The sequence below is a fragment of the Streptomyces sp. NPDC040410 genome (assembly GCF_055595715.1).
This window is the reverse complement of the sequence record NZ_JBVIVK010000012.1, coordinates 103,963-124,390: the sequence shown is the minus strand read 5'-3', so window position 1 is coordinate 124,390 and position 20,428 is coordinate 103,963. Positions and strand designations below refer to the sequence as shown.

At 69.2% G+C, this 20,428-nt stretch carries 24 protein-coding genes, 1 tRNA gene and 1 riboswitch; of the genes, 7 read left to right on the top strand and 18 right to left on the bottom strand.

Going from position 1 to position 20,428, the window contains the following annotated elements; genetic code table 11:
- Positions 1-17 precede the first annotated feature (17 nt).
- The 3 genes from ACZ562_RS23800 to ACZ562_RS23790 are packed head-to-tail and all read right to left on the bottom strand — an operon-like array spanning position 18 to position 2,613.
- A complete protein-coding gene (locus tag ACZ562_RS23800) occupies positions 18-995 on the bottom strand; it encodes an ABC transporter ATP-binding protein (protein ID WP_471182504.1) in 978 nt (325 codons plus the stop codon).
- Between the two features lie 3 nt (positions 996-998).
- Positions 999-1,763 (bottom strand): ABC transporter permease, encoded by a 765-nt coding sequence (locus tag ACZ562_RS23795; RefSeq protein WP_471182864.1) that lies wholly within the window; start codon positions 1,761-1,763, stop codon positions 999-1,001.
- 49 nt (positions 1,764-1,812) lie between these two features.
- Positions 1,813-2,613: an ABC transporter permease gene (locus ACZ562_RS23790; protein WP_471182862.1), complete on the bottom strand. Its 801-nt coding sequence runs from the start codon at positions 2,611-2,613 to the stop codon at positions 1,813-1,815.
- A 203-nt stretch (positions 2,614-2,816) separates the two neighbouring features.
- Between ACZ562_RS23790 and ACZ562_RS23785 the strand changes: the two genes are divergently transcribed.
- Positions 2,817-5,222, top strand: coding sequence for a transglycosylase domain-containing protein (locus ACZ562_RS23785; RefSeq protein WP_471182502.1), 2,406 nt, complete (start codon positions 2,817-2,819; stop codon positions 5,220-5,222).
- Between the two features lie 16 nt (positions 5,223-5,238).
- Here ACZ562_RS23785 and sugE read toward each other — a convergent pair whose 3' ends face one another.
- The 3 genes from sugE to ACZ562_RS23770 form a co-directional block, all read right to left on the bottom strand.
- On the bottom strand, positions 5,239-5,559 hold the full coding sequence (gene sugE / locus ACZ562_RS23780; RefSeq protein WP_471182500.1) for a quaternary ammonium compound efflux SMR transporter SugE: 321 nt from the start codon (positions 5,557-5,559) through the stop codon (positions 5,239-5,241).
- 33 nt (positions 5,560-5,592) lie between these two features.
- Positions 5,593-5,656: riboswitch (guanidine-III (ykkC-III) riboswitch) on the bottom strand.
- Positions 5,657-5,725: 69 nt separating this feature from the next.
- Positions 5,726-6,082 (bottom strand): GroES family chaperonin, encoded by a 357-nt coding sequence (locus ACZ562_RS23775; protein WP_471182497.1) that lies wholly within the window; start codon positions 6,080-6,082, stop codon positions 5,726-5,728.
- 44 nt (positions 6,083-6,126) lie between these two features.
- On the bottom strand, positions 6,127-6,456 hold the full coding sequence (locus tag ACZ562_RS23770) for a DUF3618 domain-containing protein (RefSeq protein ID WP_471182495.1): 330 nt from the start codon (positions 6,454-6,456) through the stop codon (positions 6,127-6,129).
- Between the two features lie 94 nt (positions 6,457-6,550).
- Here ACZ562_RS23770 and bcp point away from each other — a divergent pair, with 94 nt between their 5' ends.
- Both bcp and ACZ562_RS23760 read left to right on the top strand, forming a co-directional pair.
- Positions 6,551-7,018 (top strand): thioredoxin-dependent thiol peroxidase, encoded by a 468-nt coding sequence (gene bcp, locus ACZ562_RS23765; RefSeq protein WP_471182492.1) that lies wholly within the window; start codon positions 6,551-6,553, stop codon positions 7,016-7,018.
- A 165-nt stretch (positions 7,019-7,183) separates the two neighbouring features.
- Positions 7,184-7,266 (top strand) — tRNA-Leu (locus ACZ562_RS23760).
- Between the two features lie 43 nt (positions 7,267-7,309).
- Here the strand turns inward: ACZ562_RS23760 and rdgB are convergent.
- From rdgB to ACZ562_RS23740, 4 genes are all read right to left on the bottom strand, one after another.
- Positions 7,310-7,912 carry an RdgB/HAM1 family non-canonical purine NTP pyrophosphatase gene (rdgB, locus tag ACZ562_RS23755; protein WP_471182490.1) on the bottom strand — a complete coding sequence of 201 codons (603 nt, stop codon included), beginning with the start codon at positions 7,910-7,912 and terminating at the stop codon, positions 7,310-7,312.
- 42 nt (positions 7,913-7,954) lie between these two features.
- On the bottom strand, positions 7,955-8,365 hold the full coding sequence (locus ACZ562_RS23750) for a hypothetical protein (RefSeq protein WP_471182488.1): 411 nt from the start codon (positions 8,363-8,365) through the stop codon (positions 7,955-7,957).
- A 111-nt stretch (positions 8,366-8,476) separates the two neighbouring features.
- Positions 8,477-9,214, bottom strand: a complete 738-nt coding sequence (gene rph / locus ACZ562_RS23745; RefSeq protein WP_471182486.1) for a ribonuclease PH — start codon at positions 9,212-9,214, stop codon at positions 8,477-8,479.
- A gap of 87 nt (positions 9,215-9,301) precedes the next feature.
- Positions 9,302-9,535 (bottom strand): PTS sugar transporter subunit IIB, encoded by a 234-nt coding sequence (locus ACZ562_RS23740; RefSeq protein ID WP_471182483.1) that lies wholly within the window; start codon positions 9,533-9,535, stop codon positions 9,302-9,304.
- Between the two features lie 177 nt (positions 9,536-9,712).
- Between ACZ562_RS23740 and ACZ562_RS23735 the strand changes: the two genes are divergently transcribed.
- A complete protein-coding gene (locus tag ACZ562_RS23735) occupies positions 9,713-11,017 on the top strand; it encodes a PTS transporter subunit EIIC (RefSeq protein WP_471182481.1) in 1,305 nt (434 codons plus the stop codon).
- A 181-nt stretch (positions 11,018-11,198) separates the two neighbouring features.
- Positions 11,199-12,446 (top strand): PTS transporter subunit EIIC, encoded by a 1,248-nt coding sequence (locus ACZ562_RS23730; RefSeq protein WP_471182479.1) that lies wholly within the window; start codon positions 11,199-11,201, stop codon positions 12,444-12,446.
- 166 nt (positions 12,447-12,612) lie between these two features.
- Here the strand turns inward: ACZ562_RS23730 and ACZ562_RS23725 are convergent, their stop codons facing one another.
- The gene (locus ACZ562_RS23725) at positions 12,613-13,365 is read right to left on the bottom strand and encodes an MBL fold metallo-hydrolase (RefSeq protein ID WP_471182477.1); all 753 of its coding nucleotides are present in this window, start codon (positions 13,363-13,365) and stop codon (positions 12,613-12,615) included.
- Between the two features lie 240 nt (positions 13,366-13,605).
- Between ACZ562_RS23725 and ACZ562_RS23720 the strand changes: the two genes are divergently transcribed.
- Entirely contained in the window at positions 13,606-14,073 is a 468-nt protein-coding gene (locus tag ACZ562_RS23720) for a type II toxin-antitoxin system PemK/MazF family toxin (RefSeq protein ID WP_471182475.1), read from the top strand.
- A 4-nt stretch (positions 14,074-14,077) separates the two neighbouring features.
- On the opposite strand, the gene ACZ562_RS23715 is transcribed toward ACZ562_RS23720, so the two are convergent.
- From ACZ562_RS23715 to clpS, 7 genes are all read right to left on the bottom strand, one after another.
- Positions 14,078-15,028 (bottom strand): PLP-dependent cysteine synthase family protein, encoded by a 951-nt coding sequence (locus ACZ562_RS23715; protein WP_471182473.1) that lies wholly within the window; start codon positions 15,026-15,028, stop codon positions 14,078-14,080.
- A gap of 17 nt (positions 15,029-15,045) precedes the next feature.
- Positions 15,046-15,324 carry a MoaD/ThiS family protein gene (locus ACZ562_RS23710; protein ID WP_471182470.1) on the bottom strand — a complete coding sequence of 93 codons (279 nt, stop codon included), beginning with the start codon at positions 15,322-15,324 and terminating at the stop codon, positions 15,046-15,048.
- Positions 15,325-15,436: 112 nt separating this feature from the next.
- Positions 15,437-15,532 carry a putative leader peptide gene (locus tag ACZ562_RS23705; protein ID WP_471182468.1) on the bottom strand — a complete coding sequence of 32 codons (96 nt, stop codon included), beginning with the start codon at positions 15,530-15,532 and terminating at the stop codon, positions 15,437-15,439.
- 79 nt (positions 15,533-15,611) lie between these two features.
- Positions 15,612-16,034 carry a M67 family metallopeptidase gene (locus tag ACZ562_RS23700; RefSeq protein WP_471182466.1) on the bottom strand — a complete coding sequence of 141 codons (423 nt, stop codon included), beginning with the start codon at positions 16,032-16,034 and terminating at the stop codon, positions 15,612-15,614.
- A 130-nt stretch (positions 16,035-16,164) separates the two neighbouring features.
- On the bottom strand, positions 16,165-17,598 hold the full coding sequence (locus ACZ562_RS23695) for an amino acid permease (protein ID WP_471182463.1): 1,434 nt from the start codon (positions 17,596-17,598) through the stop codon (positions 16,165-16,167).
- Between the two features lie 345 nt (positions 17,599-17,943).
- Complete coding sequence (locus tag ACZ562_RS23690) at positions 17,944-18,543, bottom strand: DUF2017 domain-containing protein (protein ID WP_471182461.1); 600 nt, start codon at positions 18,541-18,543, stop codon at positions 17,944-17,946.
- Between the two features lie 40 nt (positions 18,544-18,583).
- Positions 18,584-18,901: an ATP-dependent Clp protease adapter ClpS gene (clpS, locus tag ACZ562_RS23685; protein WP_471182458.1), complete on the bottom strand. Its 318-nt coding sequence runs from the start codon at positions 18,899-18,901 to the stop codon at positions 18,584-18,586.
- Positions 18,902-19,011: 110 nt separating this feature from the next.
- Between clpS and ACZ562_RS23680 the strand changes: the two genes are divergently transcribed.
- Positions 19,012-20,373, top strand: coding sequence for a nicotinate phosphoribosyltransferase (locus ACZ562_RS23680; RefSeq protein ID WP_471182456.1), 1,362 nt, complete (start codon positions 19,012-19,014; stop codon positions 20,371-20,373).
- The last annotated feature ends 55 nt before the right edge of the window (positions 20,374-20,428 follow it).

Sequence of the window (20,428 nt, the reverse complement as noted above, 5' to 3'; positions counted from 1 at the left end):
GGTCCCCCGGCCCACGGCTACGAGACCGCTCTCTCCGCTTGATCGACGTACATTTTGGCGATCACCGCCTCGATGTCCGGCTCCCGCACCGAAAGGTCCACCAGCGGATACTCCGCGGCGACCCGCGCCACCAGCGCCGCCGCCGACTCCGCCGCCGGGAACGCCAGCCACTGCCGCGGCCCCTCCACCCTCACCACCCGCGCGGGCGCGGCCTCGATCGGCGGCAGCTCCCGCTCCAGGTCCACCACCAGGATCCGCTCGCTCTCCCCCACCTCGTGCAGGCCGGCGAGCGGGCCGTCGTACATCAGCCGCCCGTGGTCGATGACCATCACCCGCGAGCACAACTGCTCGATGTCCTGCAGATCGTGCGTCGTCAGCAGCACGGTCGTGCCGCGCTCGGCGTTCAACTCCCGTAGGAAGCCCCGCACCTTGGCCTTGGAGATCACATCGAGGCCGATCGTCGGCTCGTCCAGGTACAGCACCTCCGGGTCGTGCAGCAGCGCCGCCGCGATGTCACCCCGCATCCGCTGCCCCAGGGACAGCTGACGCACCGGGACGTCCAACAGCTCGCCCAGATCGAGAAGTTCGACGAGCCGGCCGAGGTTCTCGCGGTAGCGGCCGTCCGGGATGCGGTACATGCGGTGCATCAGCCGGTACGAGTCGATCAGCGGCAGGTCCCACCACAACGTCGTACGCTGCCCGAACACCACCCCGATCCGGTGCGCCAGACGCGTGCGCTCACGGGACGGGTCGATGCCCGCGACCCGCAGCCGGCCACCGCTGGGCGCGAGGATCCCCGTGAGCATCTTGATGGTCGTCGACTTGCCCGCGCCGTTCGGCCCGATGTAGCCGACCATCTCGCCCCGCGCCACTGTGAAGGAGATCGAGTCCACGGCCCGCACCTGCCGTCGCCGGCTTCTCAGGAAACCGGTCCGCTTGCGCACGTCGAAGACCTTCTCGACGCGGTCGAGTTCGATGAACGCCCTGTCCGTCACGATCTAACTCCCCGTACTCCGATACGACCGCAGACCTGCCCGCCACGCGGCGCCCGCCAGCGCACAGCACCCCGCTGCCACCACCGGCGGCGCGAACGCCACCCACTGCGGCAGCCCGAGCGGAAGCGTCCGCCCCAGCACATACGACGCGGGCAGCCAGTTGACGAAGGCCAGCGGCAGCACGAACGTCACCCCGCGCACCAGCTCCGTCGCGAACACCGTCGGCGGGTACTGCAGCATCGTCGTACCCCCGTAGGTGAACGCGTTCTGCACCTCGGACGCGTCCTGTGCCACGAACTGGAAGGCCGCGCCCGCGACGAACACCGCGCAGAAGATCCCCGCCCCGCTGACCAGCATCACCGGCATCAACAGGACCTTCGGCACGGTCCAGTCGATGTCCACGGAGGCCAGCGCGTAGCCCAGCACCAGCCCGCCCTGCGTGACCCGGCCCAGCCGCCGCAGCCCGAAGCGGTCGGCGGCCATCTGCGCCAGCACCGGCGCCGGGCGGACCAGCAGGGTGTCCAGCGTGCCGTCGCGCACGCGCTGCCCGAGCTTCTCCATCGAGCCGATCGCCAGGTCGGCCAGCCCGAAAGCGGTGCTGGACAGGCCGTACAGGAAGGCGACCTCGGGCAGCGAGTATCCGCCGAGCGCGTCCACGCGGGAGAACATCAGCAGGATGGCGACGAAGTCGAGCGCGGTCGCCGCGAAGTTCCCGAACGCGGTCAGCGCGAAGGAGGCCCGGTACGCCATCGTGGACCGGATCCACATCGCGGCGATCAGTCGGTACGTGCGCAGCCCGTCCGCGATCCTGCCGCTCTCACCCACCCTGGACCACCACCCGCCGGGTCGCCACCGACTGCAGCAGCCGCCCGGCCACCAGCAGCACCACCGCCCACCCGGCCTGGAACGCGTACGTGCCCCACACATCGGTGCGGCCGAGCAGGACGTCCACCGGCGCCTGCAGCAGCGCGGACCACGGCAGCAGCCGTACGACCTCGCCGATCACGCCCGGGAACACGTTCAGCGGCAGCACCATCCCCGAGCAGAAGAACCCCACCAGCCACGCCATCTGCGCCACGCCGGTGCCGTCCAGCAGCCAGAAGGCCGACAGGGCCACCAGATAGCGGATCGCGAACCCGGCCAGCATCGCGAGGAGGATCGCCCCCAGGAAGGCCAGCCAGGTCAGCACGTCCGTCGGCAGAGCCAGTCGAAAACACAGCGCACCGAACACGAAGGGCACCACGCCTCGGCCCGCCAGCTCGAACAGCGCCCGGCCCAAGTCAGCTGCCAGCCACCACAGTTGGAGATCGGCGGGACGGTACAGGTCGATCGCGACATCACCCGTACGGATACGTTCCATCAGCTCGTTCTCGACACCCCCGCCACCGATGGCCAGCGTCTTGAACACCGCCTGCCCCACCCACACATAGGTGACGGCCTGCGCCTGGTCGTAGCCGCCGAGATGCGGCCGTTCGTCCCACAGCGCCGTGTACGTGTACACCAGGATCAGCCCGAACACGGTGTTGGTGAACACCCCGGCCGCGGTGGCCGCCCGATACGTCGCGTACCGCCGGAACCCGCCCGCCGCGACGGCCGCGTACAGCCGGCCCGAACCCACACCCACAGCCCTCCCCGCCCTCACGACACCGAAGCGCAGGAGCCTAGTCACAGAGCGGCAAGGCAGGCCAGGCATTTTTCGGGTCAGAAGCGTGCCGAAAACCGGGAACGGAACGCTTGGTGCGAGAGTCTTCAACAGGGGGCGCAGAAGGCGTACGAGGTCGTACGGGAACGTACGACGCGAAACAGGAGTCCGTGCACGAGATGAGCGACGAGCCGCAGCCGCAGCAGCCGAACCAGGGCTGGGGGCCGCAACAGCCGACAGCGGCCGCCGGCCCGGGGGGCAAGAAACCCAAGCGGCCGAGGCGCACCGGCTGGCGCCGGCTCGTCCCGACCTGGCGCATGGTGCTCGGCACCTTCATCGTCGGCATCCTGCTCCTGGCCGGCCTGTTCTTCCTCGGCTACTCCCTGGTGAAGATCCCGCCCGCCAACGCGCTCGCCACCAAACAGAGCAACGTCTACCTGTACGCGGACGGCACCGTCATCGCCCGCGACGGCGAGGTCAACCGCGAGAACGTCACCCTCGCCCATGTCTCCAAGGACGCCCAGCACGCCGTACTCGCCGCCGAGGACCGCGACTTCTACACCGAGTCCGCCGTCGACCCGGGAGCCATGGTCCGCGCCGGCTGGAACACCGCCACCGGCAAGGGCAAGCAGTCCGGCTCCACCATCACCCAGCAGTACGTCAAGAACTACTACCTGGCACAGGAGCAGACGGTCACCCGCAAGGTGAAGGAGTTCTTCATCTCGATCAAGCTGGACCGCACCGAGACGAAGGACCAGATCCTCGAGGGCTACCTCAACACCAGCTACTTCGGCCGCAACGCCTATGGCATCGAGGCCGCCGCCCAGGCCTACTACGGCATGAGCGCCGCCGACCTCGACCCCGCCAAGGGCGCCTACCTCGCCGCACTGCTCAACGCGCCCAGCGAGTACGACGTCGTCGCCCACCCCCAGAACAAGGCCGCCGCCAAGGACCGCTGGGAGTACGTCCTGAACGGCATGGTCAGCAAGGGCTGGCTGAGCGAGTCCGAGCGGGCCGCCATGAAGTTCCCGATGCCGAGGGAGACCAGCGGGGCCGCCGTCGGCATGTCCGGGCAGCGCGGCTACATCGTCGAGGCGATCAAGGAGGACCTGAAGAACAACAAGATCGTCACCCCCGAGGAACTCGCCGCCGGCGGCTACCGCGTCACCACCACCCTGCAGAAGAGCAAGCAGAAGGCCTTCGTCAAAGCCGTCGACGACCAGCTGATGTCCAAGCTCGACAAGAAGAACCGCAAGGTCGACACCTACGTCCGCGCCGGCGGCGCCGCCGTCGACCCCAGGACCGGCGAAGTCGTCGCCATGTACGGCGGCATCGACTACGTCAAGCAGTACACGAACAACGCCACCCGCGGCGACTTCCAGGACGGCTCCATCTTCAAACCGATCGTCTTCACCTCCGCCGTCCAGAACGGCTCGGTCACCCAGGACGGCCGCACCATCACCCCGAACACCGTCTACGACGGCACCAACGAACGCCCCGTCCAGGGCTGGAGCGGCGGCACATACGCCCCCGAGAACGAGGACGGCTACTCCTACGGCGACATCACCGTGCGCACCGCCACCGACAAGTCGGTCAACTCGGTGTATGCGCAGATGGCCGTCGACGTCGGCGCCGACAAAGTCCGGCAGACCGCCATCGACCTGGGCATCCCCGCCAACACCAAGGACCTCAACCCGTACCCGTCCATCGCCCTCGGCACGGCCACCGCGAGCGTCCTCGACATGGCGCAGGCGTACGCGACGCTCGCCAACCACGGCAGGCACGGCACCTACACGATGATCGACAAGGTCACCAGGGACGGCAAGGAGGTGATGGACATGCCCAAGCGCACCACCCGGCAGGCCGTCACCCGCGAAGCCGCCGACACCACCACCTCGATACTGCAGAGCGTCGTCGAGAACGGCACCGCCACCGCCGCCCAGGCCGCCGGCCGGCCCGCGGCCGGCAAGACCGGCACCGCGGAGGAGGACACCGCGGCCTGGTTCGCCGGCTACACGCCCGAACTCGCCACGGTCGTCTCCGTCATGGGCCAGGACCCGGTCACCGCCGCCCACAAGTCGCTGTACGGCGCGATGGGCCTGGACCGCGTCAACGGCGGCGGGGCGCCCGCGGAGATCTGGGCGCAGTTCACCAGGGACGCCCTGGAGGGCAAGCCGGTCACCGAGTTCGACCTCCAGCTCCAGCCGGGCGCCGAGGAGATCCAGGTGCCCCCCACCGACCCCGGAACGGAGCCCGGCACGGGCGACGAGGACGAGGACGACACGACCGGGGGCACCACCGGCGACGACACGCAGGGCCAGACCCAGGGCCAGACCGGCGGCGCCACGACCGGCGGCGCCACGACGGGAAGCACCACCGGCGGCACCACGACGGGCGGGACCACCGGCGGCACCACGACGGGCGGCACGACCGACGGCACCACCACAGGCGGCACGCCAGGCGGCACCACGACGGGCGGCACGACCGACGGCACCACCACGGGCGGCACCGGCGGCGGCACGCCCGGAGGAACGGACAGCGGCACCACGACGGGCACCGGCATTTTCGGAACAAGGAGACAGTGACGGGGCCGCCGGCCCGTCAGTGACCGGAGGTCGCCTTCAGCCCCACCACGGCGACCAGCAGCAGACACACGAAGAAGATCCGGGCGGCGGTCGCCGGCTCCCCCAGCACCACCATGCCGAGCACCGCCGCCCCGGCCGCCCCGATCCCCACCCACACGCCGTAGGCGGTACCGATGGGCAGGGACTTGGCGGCATACGAGAGCAACAGCATGCTCGCGACGATCCCGGCACCGGTCAGGACGCTGGGCAGGGGCCGGGTGAAACCGTCGGTGTACTTCATCCCGACCGACCAGCCGACCTCGAGCAGACCGGCGACGACGAGCAGAACCCAGGCCATGACAGGCACCTCCGAGACGGACTTCGTGTCAGGGGTGCGTCGTCTTTTCCTTCCGTCCCGGTACGGCGCGTCTCGTCGGGCCTCGTCCGACGGTAGCAAACAGAAGGCAAAAGGGGCCGGTGACGAGGGTCACCGGCCCCTTTCCGCCTGTCTCACCGGCCCCGGCCTACAGGTACAGGCCCGTCGAGTCCTCCGACCCCTCGAACCGGTCCGCGGCCACGGCATGCAGATCACGCTCACGCATCAGGACGTACGCGATACCCCGCACCTCGACCTCGGCACGGTCCTCCGGGTCGTACAGGACCCGGTCACCCGGCTCCACCGTCCGCACGTTCTGCCCCACCGCGACGACCTCGGCCCACGCCAGCCGGCGGCCGACCGCCGCGGTGGCGGGAATCAGGATGCCGCCGCCCGAACGCCGCTCGCCCTCACTGGTGTCCTGCCGCACGAGCACACGGTCGTGCAGCATCCGGATGGGCAGCTTGTCCTGCTGGGTACTGTGGTCGTTTCTCTTGGCGCTCACGTCACTGAACCTACCTGCCTTCGACGCCGGCGTACGCCGCCGGGTCAGCCCTTGCGACGCCGGGTGCCCAGGGCGAGCAGCCCCACGACCCCGACCACGACCAGCGCGACGGGCACGACCCGCTCCAGCCTGGGCGCCCCGTCCTCGTCGACGAACTGGGCCTTGACGTCACTCACGGCCCGGTTGACGCCGACGTAGGCCCGGCCGAGCGTGTGATCGATGTTGGAGACGACCCTGGCCTTGGCGTCCCCCACGATCGTCTTCGGGTGCACCCGCACCCCGATCTCGTCGAGCGTCTCGGCCAGCAGCTCGCGGCGGCGCCTGATGTCCGCCTCGATCTGCGCCGGGGTTCTCGTGTCCGACGTGTCCGCCACCGTACGGCCTCCGAAGTCTGCTGATGCTTGTTCCGGACAGTCTGTCAGCTTCACATGCCGCCGCACTGTCAGGACCCCCCGTTACGCTAGACCGATGAGCGAGCGACTCCAGCCCGGGGACGTGGCCCCCGCCTTCACCCTGCCCGACGCCGACGGCAACGAGGTCTCACTGGCCGACCACAAGGGCCGCAAGGTCATCGTCTATTTCTACCCGGCGGCCCTGACGCCCGGCTGCACCAAGCAGGCCTGCGACTTCACGGACAACCTGGAACTCCTCGCCGGCGCGGGCTACGACGTCATCGGCATCTCCCCCGACAAGCCCGAGAAGCTCGCCAAGTTCCGCGAGAAGGAGTCCCTGAAGATCACCCTCCTCGCAGACCCCGGCAAGACCGTCACCGAGGCCTACGCGGCGTTCGGCGAGAAGAAGAACTACGGCAAGACATACATGGGCGTCATCCGCTCCACGGTGATCGTGGACGAGGACGGCAAGGTCGAGCGGGCCCTGTACAACGTCCGGGCGACGGGCCACGTCGCGAAGATCATCAAGGACCTGGGCATCTGAGCGACGCCCAGCACCGGCCTGAGCGGCTCGCACCGGGGTCCCCCGGCGCGGGCCGCTTTACGTTTCTGTGCCCCAACTGCCATGCGGTCACCTCCACCTGGTGTCGAGGTGGCCGCCGGGTTCCGCTCAGGCAGGCACTCCATGACCGGTACGATGGCCGTGCACGCGGCCGTGGTGGAATGGCAGTCACGCTGCGTTTAGATCGCAGTGGGCGAAAGCCCGTGTGGGTTCGAATCCCACCGGCCGCACGCACGCAGAGGGGCCGCCCGGCCGGGCGGCCCCTCTGCGCTCTCACCCCATCAGCTCCCGCAATACCGGCACCAACGCCCTGAACGCCTTCCCCCGATGGCTGATCGCGTTCTTCTCCTCCGCGGTCAGTTCGGCGCACGTCCGCGTCTCGCCCTCCGGCTGCAGGATCGGGTCGTAGCCGAAGCCGTTCGTGCCCGTCGGGGCGTGGCGCAGTACGCCCCTCAGCCGGCCCTCGACCACCCTCTCCGTGCCGTCCGGCAGGGCCAGGGCCGCCGCGCAGGCGAAGTGGGCGCCTCGGTGCTCGTCCGCGATGTCGGAGAGCTGGGCGAGGAGCAGGTCCAGGTTGGCCCTGTCGTCGCCGTGGCGGCCCGCCCAGCGGGCGGAGAAGATGCCGGGCGCGCCGCCCAGGACGTCGACGCACAGGCCCGAGTCGTCGGCGACCGCGGGCAGGCCGGTCGCCCGGGCGAGGGCATGGGCCTTCAGCAGGGCGTTCTCGGCGAAGGTGACGCCTGTTTCCTTGACGTCGGGGACGTCGGGGTAGGCGTCCGCGCCGACGAGATCGTGGGGCAGTTCCGCGGCGGCGAGGATCGCCCTGAGTTCGGTGATCTTTCCGGGGTTGCGGGTGGCGAGGATCAGGCGTGTCATGGGGTTCAGTATCCCGGCCTCGCCACTCGGCCCAGTGGTCGCCTACGGCGTGCAGACCTTCGTCAGCTCGCCCGCCGCGTCCGTGACTCCGCTGATGTCGGGGGTCTCGTCGCCGTTCTTGATGGCGGTCTGGACCTCGGTGAGGGCCCGGCGCATGTCCTCGGTGGCCTTGTCGAGGTCGGCGTTGTCCGTCTTGTCGCCGATGTCGTCGAGGTTCTGCTCGATGGATCGGAGGGACTCGTCGATCTGGGTCGGGTCGTTCGACGCGTTCTCCACGGCCTGCTGGAGGTCGGTGACGCTGTCGGCGATGGCCTCGGCGGTCTGGACGCAGTCCAGGGCCTTGCTGACCGCGTCGCAGCCGGTGGTGAGTCCGGCGGTGAGTGCGACGGCTGCCAGGGTGGCGGCTATCGCGGTACTGCGGCGGACTCGGCGTGGACGTCGGCTCGCGGCCATGTTGGTGTTCCTCCCCTTGGTGCAGGCCTGAGAGGCCCCCGTTGGTACCCGTACTGACGCGAGGGCGGGCGGCGCGGTTGCGCGGACCGTCCGCCTTCCTTGGTGCGTCCTTTACTTTGCGAGGACGGTATCAAGTGCCGTGCGCTGGATGGCAGCGAGGTCCGTGCAGCCGGAAACGGCGAGGTCGAGAAGGGAGTTGAGCTCGGCGCGGGCGAAGGGTTCGGCTTCGGCGGTGCCCTGGACCTCGACGAAGCGTCCGTCGCCGGTGCAGACGACGTTCATGTCGGTGTCGGCGCGTACGTCCTCCTCGTAGCAGAGGTCGAGGAGGGGGACTCCGCCGACGATGCCGACCGAGACGGCCGAGACGGTGCCCGTCAGGGGCTGGCGGCCGGCCTTGATCAGTTTCCTGCCCCGGGCCCAGGAGACGGCGTCGGCGAGGGCGACGTACGCGCCGGTGATGGCGGCGGTGCGGGTGCCGCCGTCGGCCTGGAGGACGTCGCAGTCCAGGACGATGGTGTTCTCGCCGAGGGCCTTGTAGTCGATGACCGCGCGCAGGGAGCGGCCGATGAGGCGGCTGATCTCGTGGGTGCGGCCGCCGATCTTGCCGCGGACGGACTCGCGGTCGCCGCGGGTGTTGGTGGCGCGCGGGAGCATGGAGTACTCGGCGGTGACCCAGCCTTCGCCGCTGCCCTTGCGCCAGCGTGGGACGCCTTCGGTGACGGAGGCGGTGCAGAAGACCTTGGTGTCGCCGAAGGAGACGAGGACGGAGCCCTCGGCGTGCTTGCTCCAGCCGCGTTCGATGGTGATCGGGCGGAGCTGTTCAGGAGTGCGGCCGTCGATTCGAGACATGACGACGAGCCTAGCCGTACATGCGGACAGGGCTCCTCCCGCGGCGGGAAGAGCCCCTGACGAGTGAGCGGGCTAGGCTCACAGCGCTCACATCATGTCTTCGATCTCCGCGGCGATGGGGTCGGCGTCGGTGCCGATGACGACCTGGATCGCGGTGCCCATCTTGACGACGCCGTGGGCTCCGGCGGCCTTGAGGGCGGCTTCGTCGACCTTGCTCGCGTCGACGACTTCGGTCCGGAGGCGGGTGATGCAGCCCTCGACCTCCTCGATGTTGTCGATGCCCCCGAGCCCGGCAACGATCTTCTCAGCCTTGGTGGCCATGTTCTTTCTCCCTGATCCGAACCGCTTTGTCGCAGTAACCCACAGTTGGCCCATCTTTGCGAGCGGTCTTGTCGTGGGTGCCGAAGGATGGCGTTCACGACAGCGGGACCGTCACGCCAACTGGTCTACACCACCCGGTGGGCGGTCGCCAAGCCCGGTCCTGCCGGGAGGAGCCCGATGAGTGCCGACAGCGCCGCCACCGCCGCCGGTGGCGTCAGCCCCGCGCGGGCCCGTTGGAACAGAGCGTTCCAGGGCCTGCAGAAGATGGGGCGCAGCCTCCAGCTCCCCATCGCGGTACTCCCGGCCGCCGGCATCCTCAACCGGCTGGGCCAGCCGGACGTGTTCGGGGACGAGGGTCTGGGCTGGACCGACGTCTCGAAGGTGATGGCGGGCGCGGGTGGCGCGCTGCTGGACGGCACGCTGGGTCTGCCCATGTTGTTCTGTGTGGGCGTGGCCATCGGCATGGCGAAGAAGGCCGACGGGTCGACGGCGCTCGCGGCGGTCGTGGGCTTCCTCGTCTACTTCAATGTGCTGCACCAGTTCCCTGAGGACTGCCCGGAGGGCTCGAAGGCGGTGGCGACGGGCTGCCAGGTGATCGACGGAACGGTGACGGCGTTCACCTACCAGAATCCGGGCGTCTTCGGCGGGATCCTCATGGGGCTGATGTCCGCGTTCTTCTGGGCACGCTTCCACCGCACCAGGCTGGTGGACTGGCTGGGGTTCTTCAACGGGCGCCGACTGGTACCGATCATCATGGCGTTCGTGGCGATCGCCTTCGCGGCGCTGTGTCTGTGGATCTGGCCGCCGGTCGGTGGCGCGCTGGAGAACTTCAGCGACTGGATGAGCGGTCTGGGCGCCTGGGGTGCCGGGGTGTTCGGTGTCGCGAACCGTGCGCTGCTGGTGATCGGTCTGCACCAGTTCCTGAACGTCCCCATCTGGTTCCAGTTCGGCACCTACGTCAAGCCGGACGGCACCGAGGTGCACGGTGACATCAACATGTTCCTGGCGGGCGACCCGAACGCGGGGCTGTTCACCTCGGGCTTCTTCCCGATCATGATGTTCGCGCTGCCGGCGGCGGCGCTCGCGATCACGCACTGCGCGAGGCCGGGCCGCCGCAAGGAGGTCGGCGGTCTGATGCTGTCGGTGGCGCTGACGTCGTTCGTCACGGGTATCACCGAGCCGATCGAGTACTCGTTCCTGTTCGTCGCGCCGCTGCTGTATGTGGTGCACGCGGTGTTGACGGGTGTGTCGATGGCGGTGACGTGGGGGCTGGGGGTGCACGACGGTTTCAGCTTCTCGGCGGGCTTGATCGACTACATCATCAACTGGAACCTGGCGACGAAGCCGTGGGCGATCGTTCCGATCGGCCTGTGCTTCGCGGCGGTGTACTACGCGGTGTTCCGCTTCGCGATCACGAAGTTCGACCTGAAGACTCCGGGCCGGGAGCCGGAGGAGGACGTCGAGGACGTCACAAAGGTCTGACCCCACAGCCGAGTTGGCCCTCCATCCGCTGGTCGGAGGGCCTTTTGCCATGCCTGACCGCGGTCACTCCAGGTAGCGGTCTTTTTACAGGATCCGCGGGTTCCTTATCTCACCTTCATCGTGCTACAACAGGTCTACACCACTAAGTGGTATAGACCATGCACCGCCCGATGGAGGAAGTATGAGCTCCGCCACCGCAACCGCGGCCCCAGCGAAGAAGCGGGGATCAGGCCTGTTCCAAGGCCTGCAGAAGGTCGGCCGAAGCCTGCAGCTCCCGATCGCCGTACTGCCGGCGGCGGGTCTTCTGCTCCGATTCGGCCAGCAGGACGTCCACGACAAACTGCACCTGCCCGACAGGGTGACGGCGGTCTTCGCCACGGCGGGCGGCGCGATCTTCGACAACCTGCCGATGCTGTTCTGTATCGGTGTCGCCATCGGTTTCGCCAAGAAGTCGGACGGCTCGACCGCGCTGGCCGCGCTGGTCGGTTTCCTGGTCTACAGCAACGTCCTGAAGGCGTTCCCCGTCACCGAGGCCAAGGTCCAGGCCGGCGCGGACGCGGCCGCGACCTACAACAACCCGGGTGTCCTCGGCGGCATCGTCATGGGTCTGCTGAGCGCCGTGATCTGGCAGCGCTTCCATCGCACCAAGCTGGTCGACTGGCTCGGCTTCTTCAACGGCCGCCGTCTGGTGCCGATCATCATGGCCTTCGTCGGCACGGTCATGGGTGTCTTCTTCGGCCTGGTGTGGGAGCCGATCGGTGAGGGCATCGCGAACTTCGGTGAGTGGATCACCGGTCTCGGCGCCTTCGGTGCGGCCCTGTTCGGTCTGATCAACCGTGCGCTGATCCCGGTCGGCATGCACCAGTTCGTGAACACCGTCTCCTGGTTCCAGATCGGCGACTTCAAGGACGCGGCCGGCCAGGTCGTCCACGGCGACCTCAACCGCTTCTTCGCCGGTGACCCGACTGCCGGTCAGTTCATGTCGGGCTTCTTCCCGATCATGATGTTCGGCCTCCCGGCCGCGGCGATCGCCATCGCCCACAGTGCCCGCCCCGAGCGCCGCAAGGCCGTGATGGGCATGATGATCTCGCTCGCGCTGACGTCCTTCGTGACCGGTGTGACCGAGCCGATCGAGTTCGCGTTCATGTTCATCGCCCCGATCCTGTACGTGATCCACGCGGTCCTGACCGCCCTGTCGATGGCGATCACCTGGGCCCTCGGCGTCCACGCGGGCTTCACCTTCTCCGCGGGCTTCATCGACTACGCGCTCAACTGGAACCTCGCCACCAAGCCCTGGCTCATCATCCCGATCGGCCTGGTCTTCGCCGCGATCTACTACACCGTCTTCCGCTTCGCCATCACCAAGTTCAACCTCCCCACCCCGGGCCGCGAGCCCGAGGAGGAACTCGAGGACCTCACCAAGGCGTGAGCCGTCGCCGTACGGCGTGACGAAGGCCCCGGAACGAAAGGTTCCGGGGCCTTCGTGTGCGTATGGGCCGGCTCTGCACGCGGCACCGGTGCCGCGTCGGCCAAGGTTCGCCCCGTCGCGACGCCCGGCGCACCGCTCCTTGACGGCAACCCTGGCTGACGCGGCACTAGATCTCGTACGACACCCCCGGCGCCGCCACTTCTACCGGGCCGCCGAAGACTGCGCGCGCGTCGGCCAGGTTGACCTGCGGGTCGGTCCACGGGGGGATGTGGGTGAGGACCAGGCGGCGGGCGCCCGCCCGGGCCGCGGTCTCGCCCGCCTCGCGGCCGTTGAGGTGCAGGTCGGGGATGTCCTCCTTGCCGTGGGTGAAGGCGGCCTCGCAGAGGAACAGGTCGGTGTCGCGGGCGAGTTCGTCCAGCGCGGGACTGACGCCCGTGTCACCGGAGTACGTCAGGGACTTGCCGCCGTGCTCGACGCGGATGCCGTACGCCTCCACGGGGTGCGCCACGCGTTCGGTGTGGACCGTGAGCGGGCCGATCTCGAAGGTGGACGGCTTGACCGTGTGGAAGTCGAAGACCTCGCTCATGGAGGAGGCGGTGGGGGTGTCGGCGTAGGCGGTGGTCAGCCGGTGTTCCGTGCCCTCGGGCCCGTAGACGGGGAGCGGAGCGCAGCGGCCGCCGTCGTGGCGGTAGTAGCGCGCGACGAAGTACGCGCACATGTCGATGCAGTGGTCGGCGTGCAGATGGCTGAGGAAGATCGCGTCGAGGTCGTAGAGACCGCAGTGGCGCTGCAGCTCGCCCAGGGCACCGTTGCCCATGTCGAGAAGCAGCCGGAAGCCGTCGGCCTCGACGAGGTAGCTCGAGCAGGCCGATTCCGCGGACGGGAACGACCCCGAGCAGCCGACGACGGTGAGCTTCATAAAGCAGAAACCTCCGCTGGCGGGAAACTTTTCGAGAGGGAAGACGGGGGTCGTGCGGTCCGTCGAGCGTAAGGCGCAAAACCCCGGGTCGCTCCTCCACCATGGGCTGTTGTGGGCGAACTCACCTGTGCTGTCACCGGTTCGGCTGGTCCCGGGCCCGTGTGAACCCGCGGCGGAGGCGCTGACGGATACCGCCGAGAGGGCGCGCGACGGGGATTGCACGCCGGTAACGTCGTCCTCATGGACACGTCCTGGTGGCTCGCGCTCGCGGCGGTGGTTCTGCTGGCGCTGGTCGCCACGCTCGTCGACGGCTGGGGAAGCCGCCGGCCGGAGGGCCGCAGGAGTCGGCCGCCGGGGCGGGCGACGGGGCGGACGACCGCGCGGGGCGGGCGGGCCGCGGTGCCGCTGCCGACGGAGATCTGGTGGGCGAACGTGCCCTACGAGGACGGCCCCGGAGCGAAGGACCGGCCGTGTCTGGTCCTCGCGGTGCGCGGGCGGCGGGCGACCGTCGCGAAGATCACCAGCAGGTACCACGACGAGCGGGCCGGTGTGATCCCGCTGCCGCCGGGCGCCGTGGGAGACGCCCGCGGCCGCCCCAGCTTCCTGGAGACGGACGAGCTGCGCGAGGTCCCGGTGGGGGACTTCCGCCGCCGGGTGGGGGTGGTGGACCCGATCCTGTGGGACCAGGTCCGTCACCTCGCCGGCTAGGCCCTCACGCCCAGAGCTGGCCCTGCAACGTCTCAATGGCTTCCTCCGTGGTGGCGGCCGTGTAGACGCCCGTCGAGAGGTACTTCCAGCCGCCGTCGGCGACGACGAACACGATGTCCGCGCTCTCGCCCGCCTTGACGGCCTTGTTGCCGACGCCGATCGCCGCGTGCAGCGCCGCGCCGGTGGACACGCCCGCGAAGATGCCCTCCTGCTGGAGCAGCTCGCGGGTACGGGTGACCGCGTCGGCGGAGCCGACCGAGAAGCGGGTGGTGAGGACGGAGGCGTCGTACAGCTCCGGTACGAAGCCCTCGTCGAGGTTGCGCAGGCCGTAGACGAGGTCGTCGTAGCGCGGCTCGGCGGCGACGATCCTGACGTCCGGCTTGTTCTCGCGCAGGTAGCGGCCCACGCCCATGAGCGTGCCCGTGGTGCCGAGGCCGGCGACGAAGTGGGTGACGGACGGGAGGTCGGCCAGGATCTCCGGACCCGTGGTGGCGTAGTGGGCGCCGGCGTTGTCCGGGTTGCCGTACTGGTAGAGCATCACCCAGTCGGGGTGCTCCGCCGCCAGTTCCTTGGCGACGCGTACGGCGGTGTTGGAGCCGCCCGCGGCCGGGGACGAGATGATCTCGGCGCCCCACATGCGCAGCAGGTCGCGGCGCTCCTGGGAGGTGTTCTCGGGCATCACGCACACGATGCGGTAGCCCTTGAGCTTGGCGGCCATGGCCAGGGAGATGCCGGTGTTGCCGGAGGTCGGCTCCAGGATGGTGCAGCCCGGCGTCAGGCGGCCGTCCTTCTCCGCCTGTTCGATCATGTGCAGGGCCGGGCGGTCCTTGATCGAGCCGGTCGGGTTGCGGTCCTCCAGCTTGGCCCAGATACGGACGTCGGCGGACGGCGACAGCCGCGGCAGGCACACCAGAGGGGTGTTGCCCACCGCGGCCAGCGGGGAGTCGTAACGCATGAGCGCGCGGTGGCCGGTCAGACCATGCCGCCGGCCACGGCCGGCAGGATGGTCACGTTGTCGCCGTCGGCGAGCTTGGTGCTGATGCCGTCGAGGAAGCGGACGTCCTCGTCGTTCAGGTAGACGTTGACGAAGCGGCGCAGCTCGCCGCCGTCGACGATGCGGGCCTGGATGCCGGCGTGCCGGGTCTCGAGGTCGGCGAAGAGCTCGGCGAGGGTGTCCCCGTTGCCGTCCACCGCCTTCTGGCCGTCGGTGTACTGGCGGAGGATGGTGGGGATGCGGACCTCGATGGCCATGGTGGCGGGCTCCTGTCGGGAAGTGTCTGGTCGGTGGACGCGCGATGGGGGTCCCCCCAGGCTTTCGCACTGGGGGAGCGCCGCGGCGACGGCCGTACGGCGGCAGGGAACGTCAACAGATGGCGCTGTTAAGCCTGCACAGGTCGACGTGCAGCCGCGCCACGAGCAGTACGCTCGGCGCCTTGTCGCTCACGTCGTTCACAACCATGGGCTCATCGTATCGATTCCCGGTCCGGGTCCCGGAGTGTGATCTCGCATCGTGGATGAATTCTGACCGAAATGCGGGATCAGTAGGTCTCCACGACCTTGACCTCCTCCTCCGTGACCTCGCCCTCCACGATGCGGAACGAGCGGAACTGGAAGTCGCCGAGTCCCTCGGTATCGGCCGTGGACACGATCACGTAGTGCGTGAACGGTTCGTTGGCGTACGAGATGTCGGTGCGCGAGGGGTAGGCCTCGGTCGCGGTGTGCGAGTGGTAGTAGACGATGGGCACCTCGTCCCGGGCACCCATCTCCTTGTACAGGTCACGCAGATCGTCGGAGCTGTACTCATAGAACGAGGGCGAACGGGCCGCGTTGAGCATGGGGATGAAGCGTTCGGGCCGGTCGCTGTCCTCAGGGCCCGCGATGGCACCGCACGCCTCGTCCGGGTGGTCCGCGCGGGCGTGCGCGACGATCTTGTCGTAGAGGTCCTGGGTGATGGTGAGCATGCGGTCAGGATAAGCAGAAGGGCCGTCCCGTACCGAGGGATGGTACGGAACGGCCCAGATGCCGGACGTCCTGAGCGGCAGCCGCGGGGGCGCCACGAGAGCCCCCGCGGCCGGACGTCCGGGGAGACGGTCAGCCGGCCTTCTCGAGCTCCGGCTCGCGGCGCTCCGTGACCCGCGGGTCGCGGGCCTTGAGGACCGCCCAGCCGACGGCGAGGGCGGCGGCCCAGCCGGCCATCACGTACAGGCAGACGCGGGAGTCGGCGTCGTACGCGATCAGACCGGTGACGAAGAGCAGGAACACGATGGCGATGTAGGAGCACACCGCGCCGCCCGGCGCCGGGAAGGACGAGGCAGGCAGTCGGCCCGCGTCGACCGCGCGGCGGTAGAGGACATGGCTGATGAGGATCATCAGCCAGGTCCAGATGCCGGCCGCGGTGGCCACGGAGGTGACGTAGCCGAAGGCCTTCTCCGGGACGATGTAGTTCAGGACCACGCCGATGCCCATGAAGAGCACGGAGACGGTGATGCCGAACGCCGGCGTCTTGGACGCGGACAGCTTCCTGAAGACCGCGGGGGCCTCGCCGCTGTCGGCCAGGTTCCGCAGCATACGGCCCGTGGAGTACATACCGGAGTTGCAGGAGGACAGGGCCGCGGTCAGGACGACGAAGTTGACGATGCCGGCGCCGGCCGGGATGCCGATCTTCGCGAAGGCCGCGACGAACGGGCTGACGCCCGGCGCGAACTCGGTCCACTTCACCACGCACAGGATGACGGTGAGGGCACCGACGTAGAACAGCGCGATGCGCCAGGGCAGGGTGTTGATCGCCTTGGGGAGGGTCTTCTCCGGGTCCTCGGACTCGCCGGCCGTGACGCCGACCAGCTCGACGGCGAGGTAGGCGAACATGACGCCCTGCAGGGTCATCAGGGACGAGCCGACGCCCTTGGGGAAGAACCCGTCGAAGGCCCAGAGGTTGGAGACGGCCGCGGTGTCACCGGCGGAGCTGAAGCCGAAGGTCAGGACGCCCAGGCCGATGACGATCATGCCGATGAGGGCGGTGACCTTGACCATCGAGAACCAGAACTCCAGCTCACCGAAGAGCTTCACGGAGATCAGGTTCACGCCGAAGAGGATCACCAGGAAGACCAGGGCCGTCACCCACTGCGGGATGGACGGGAACCAGTAGTTGACATAGATCGCGGCGGCCGTCAGCTCGGCCATGCCGGTGACGACCCACATCAGCCAGTACGTCCAGCCCGTGAAGTAGCCGAAGAACGGGCCGAGGAACTCGCGGGAGTACTCCGCGAAGGAGCCCGAGACCGGGCGGTACAGCAGGAGCTCGCCGAGCGCCCGCATGATGAAGAAGACGATGGCGCCCGCGAGGGCGTACATCAGGATGAGGCTGGGACCGGCCTTGGCGATGTTCGCCCCCGCCCCCAGGAAGAGGCCGACACCGATGGCGCCGCCGATCGCGATCATCTGGACCTGGCGGCTGCCGAGTCCGCGCTCGTAGCCCTCCTCTGACTCCTTTGGGGCCTTCTCCGTGCCGACCTGAACGGAGGTCATGTGTGGTGCGCCTTTCTCCATGCCGACCCGGGCCTCTCGTCGGCCCCGGATCGGGTCTCGATCCCCCCGGATTGATGGAGCTGAGCGGGCTCGGGGAGCCCGCCCCTGCCTGGCCGGCGATCCGCCGGCTCGGTGGCGCACCCGGCTGAACATGGGTGGTGTTCGCCGGGCGGTCGTGAAGATCTATCACGGCCGCGGCATGGATCATCTGGGGGAGATATGGCGCACGTCACAGAGAGAACAGGACGAAGCGGACAGAAGCGGGGCACACCCGGCCGCAGTAGTAACGTGATCGTTATCCGGATTTGAGCGTCCGCTGAGCGAACACACCACCGTCACAAGCCATTACAAAAGCGTCGTGACGAGGGTCTCCTGGAGCCCGCCCAGCCACAGGTACGCCATCACCATCGGCTTGCGCGGGTCCTCGTCCGGGAGCCGGTAGAGGAGTTCGGTGTCGTCCTCGTCGGTGATCTCCAGGCGGGACCCGATCGCCAGGCGCAGGTCGTTGAGGGCGCTCAGCCACTGTTTCGACTCCTCCGCCGACAGCTTGAGCACCACCCCCGAGTCACCCGGCGACGTCAGCGCGTCCAGGGAGCGGATCACCGCGAGGGCGTTCTCACGCTTGCCGGAACGCAGGTCGTTCTCGGTGTAGCGGCGGAACTCGGCGGAGTACGCCCGCCGCTCCTCGGCCGCCTCGGACCCCGGGGTCTCCTCCGGGTCGCCGTAGGCGTCGGGGAAGAGGCGGCGCAGCACGGGGTCGGCGGGCGGTTCGCTCGGGCCCTCGGCGAACAGCTCGGCGAGCGGGTCGTCCGGGGCGTCCTCGGCGGGGCCGGGGCCGATGAGTTCCAGGAGCTGGACGGCCAGCGACCGGATGATGGAGATCTCGACGTCGTCGAGGGCGACGGCCGCGCCGCCGCCGGGGAGCGGTTCGAATTGTCCGGGCATGGAGAAAGTCGCTACTTCCGGTCCTGCGCGCTGGGTGGGTTCATTTCCGGTCCTGCTGGAGGGTGGCCCACAGACCGTAGCCGTGCATGGCCTGCACGTCGCGTTCCATCTCCTCGCGGGTGCCGCTGGAGACGACCGCCCGGCCCTTGTGGTGGACGTCGAGCATGAGCTTGGTGGCCTTGTCCTTGGTGTAGCCGAAGTACGTCTGGAAGACGTACGTCACATAGCTCATGAGGTTGACCGGGTCGTTGTGGACGATCGTGACCCAGGGGACGTCCGGCTCGGGTACGGCGAAGACCTCCTCCGCCGACTCGGTGCGTTCGATCTCAAGGGGAGCGGGTGACGTCACAGTGCCCATGCTGCCACCCGAGGGGGGTGGTCGCACAAACGGGCACCACGAACGGGCACGTCGGGGGCCGCCGCGGACCGAAATCGTCAGAGTGACGAAATGGGGGTACCATCGCCGTCATGAACACAGCGGACCTTGGGCTGCCGGTGGACGTTCCCTCGACGGCGCTCTTCACGGACCAGTACGAGCTCACGATGCTGCAGGCCGCGCTCAAGGCGGGCACCGCCGGGCGGCGCAGCGTCTTCGAGGTCTTCACCCGGCGGCTGCCGGACGGGCGCCGCTACGGCGTGGTGGCGGGCACCGGACGCGTGCTGGACGCCGTCGAGAACTTCCGCTTCGACGCGGGCGTCCTCGGCTTCCTGCGCCAGCGGCAGATCGTCGACGCCGCGACCCTGGAGTGGCTCTCCTCCTACCGCTTCTCCGGTGACATCTGGGGCTACCCGGAGGGCGAGGCGTACTTCCCGGGCTCGCCGATCATGCGGGTCGAGGGCTCCTTCGCCGAGTGCGTGCTCCTGGAGACCGTGATCCTGTCCATCCTCAACCACGACTCGGCGATCGCCGCGGCCGCATCCCGCATGGCCTCCGCCGCCGGCGACCGCCCGCTGATCGAGATGGGCGCCCGGCGCACTCACGAACTGGCCGCGGTGGCCGCCGCGCGCGCCGCGTACGTCGGCGGCTTCACCACCACCTCCGACCTGGCGGCCGGGTTCCGCTACGGCATCCCGACGGTCGGGACGAGCGCCCACGCGTTCACCCTGCTGCACGACCGCGAGCGCGACGCCTTCCGGGCACAGGTCGACTCGCTGGGCCGGGGCACGACCCTGCTCGTCGACACGTACGACGTCGCCGAGGCGGTCCGCGCGGCCGTCGAGATCGCCGGGCCCGAGCTCGGTGCCGTGCGGATCGACTCCGGTGACCTGCTGCTGGTCGCGCACCGCGTGCGGCAGCAGCTGGACGTACTGGGCGCGGTCGACACGAAGATCATCGTGACCTCGGACCTGGATGAGTACGCGATCGCCTCGCTGGCCGCGGCGCCCGTGGACGCGTACGGCGTCGGCACCCAGCTGGTCACCGGGTCCGGCCACCCGACCTGCTCGATGGTCTACAAGCTGGTCGCGCGCGCCGAGTCCGCCGACCCGAACGCGCCGCTGCTCCCCGTGGCGAAGAAGTCCAGCGGCGGCAAGACGTCCATCGGCGGCCGCAAGTGGGCCGCGCGGCGGCTGGACGCGTACGGAGTGGCGGAGGCGGAGGTCATCGGCACCGGAACGGTCCCGTCCGAACTCGCCGACCGGCAGCTCCTGGTCGAACTAGTCAAGGGCGGCGAGGTGGTCGCCCGTGAGCCGCTCGACGTGCCCCGCGAGCGGCACACGGCCGCCCGCGCCAACCTGCCGCTGTCGGCGACCCAGCTCTCGCGCGGGGAGCCCGTCCTTCCGACCGAGTACGTCCACGGACAGTCGGACGTCCACGGCCAGCACGGATAGCGGACGCCCAGTGGGGGGAGGGGCCTGGGCGGCCGTCGGGGCGGGTGACGGTCGC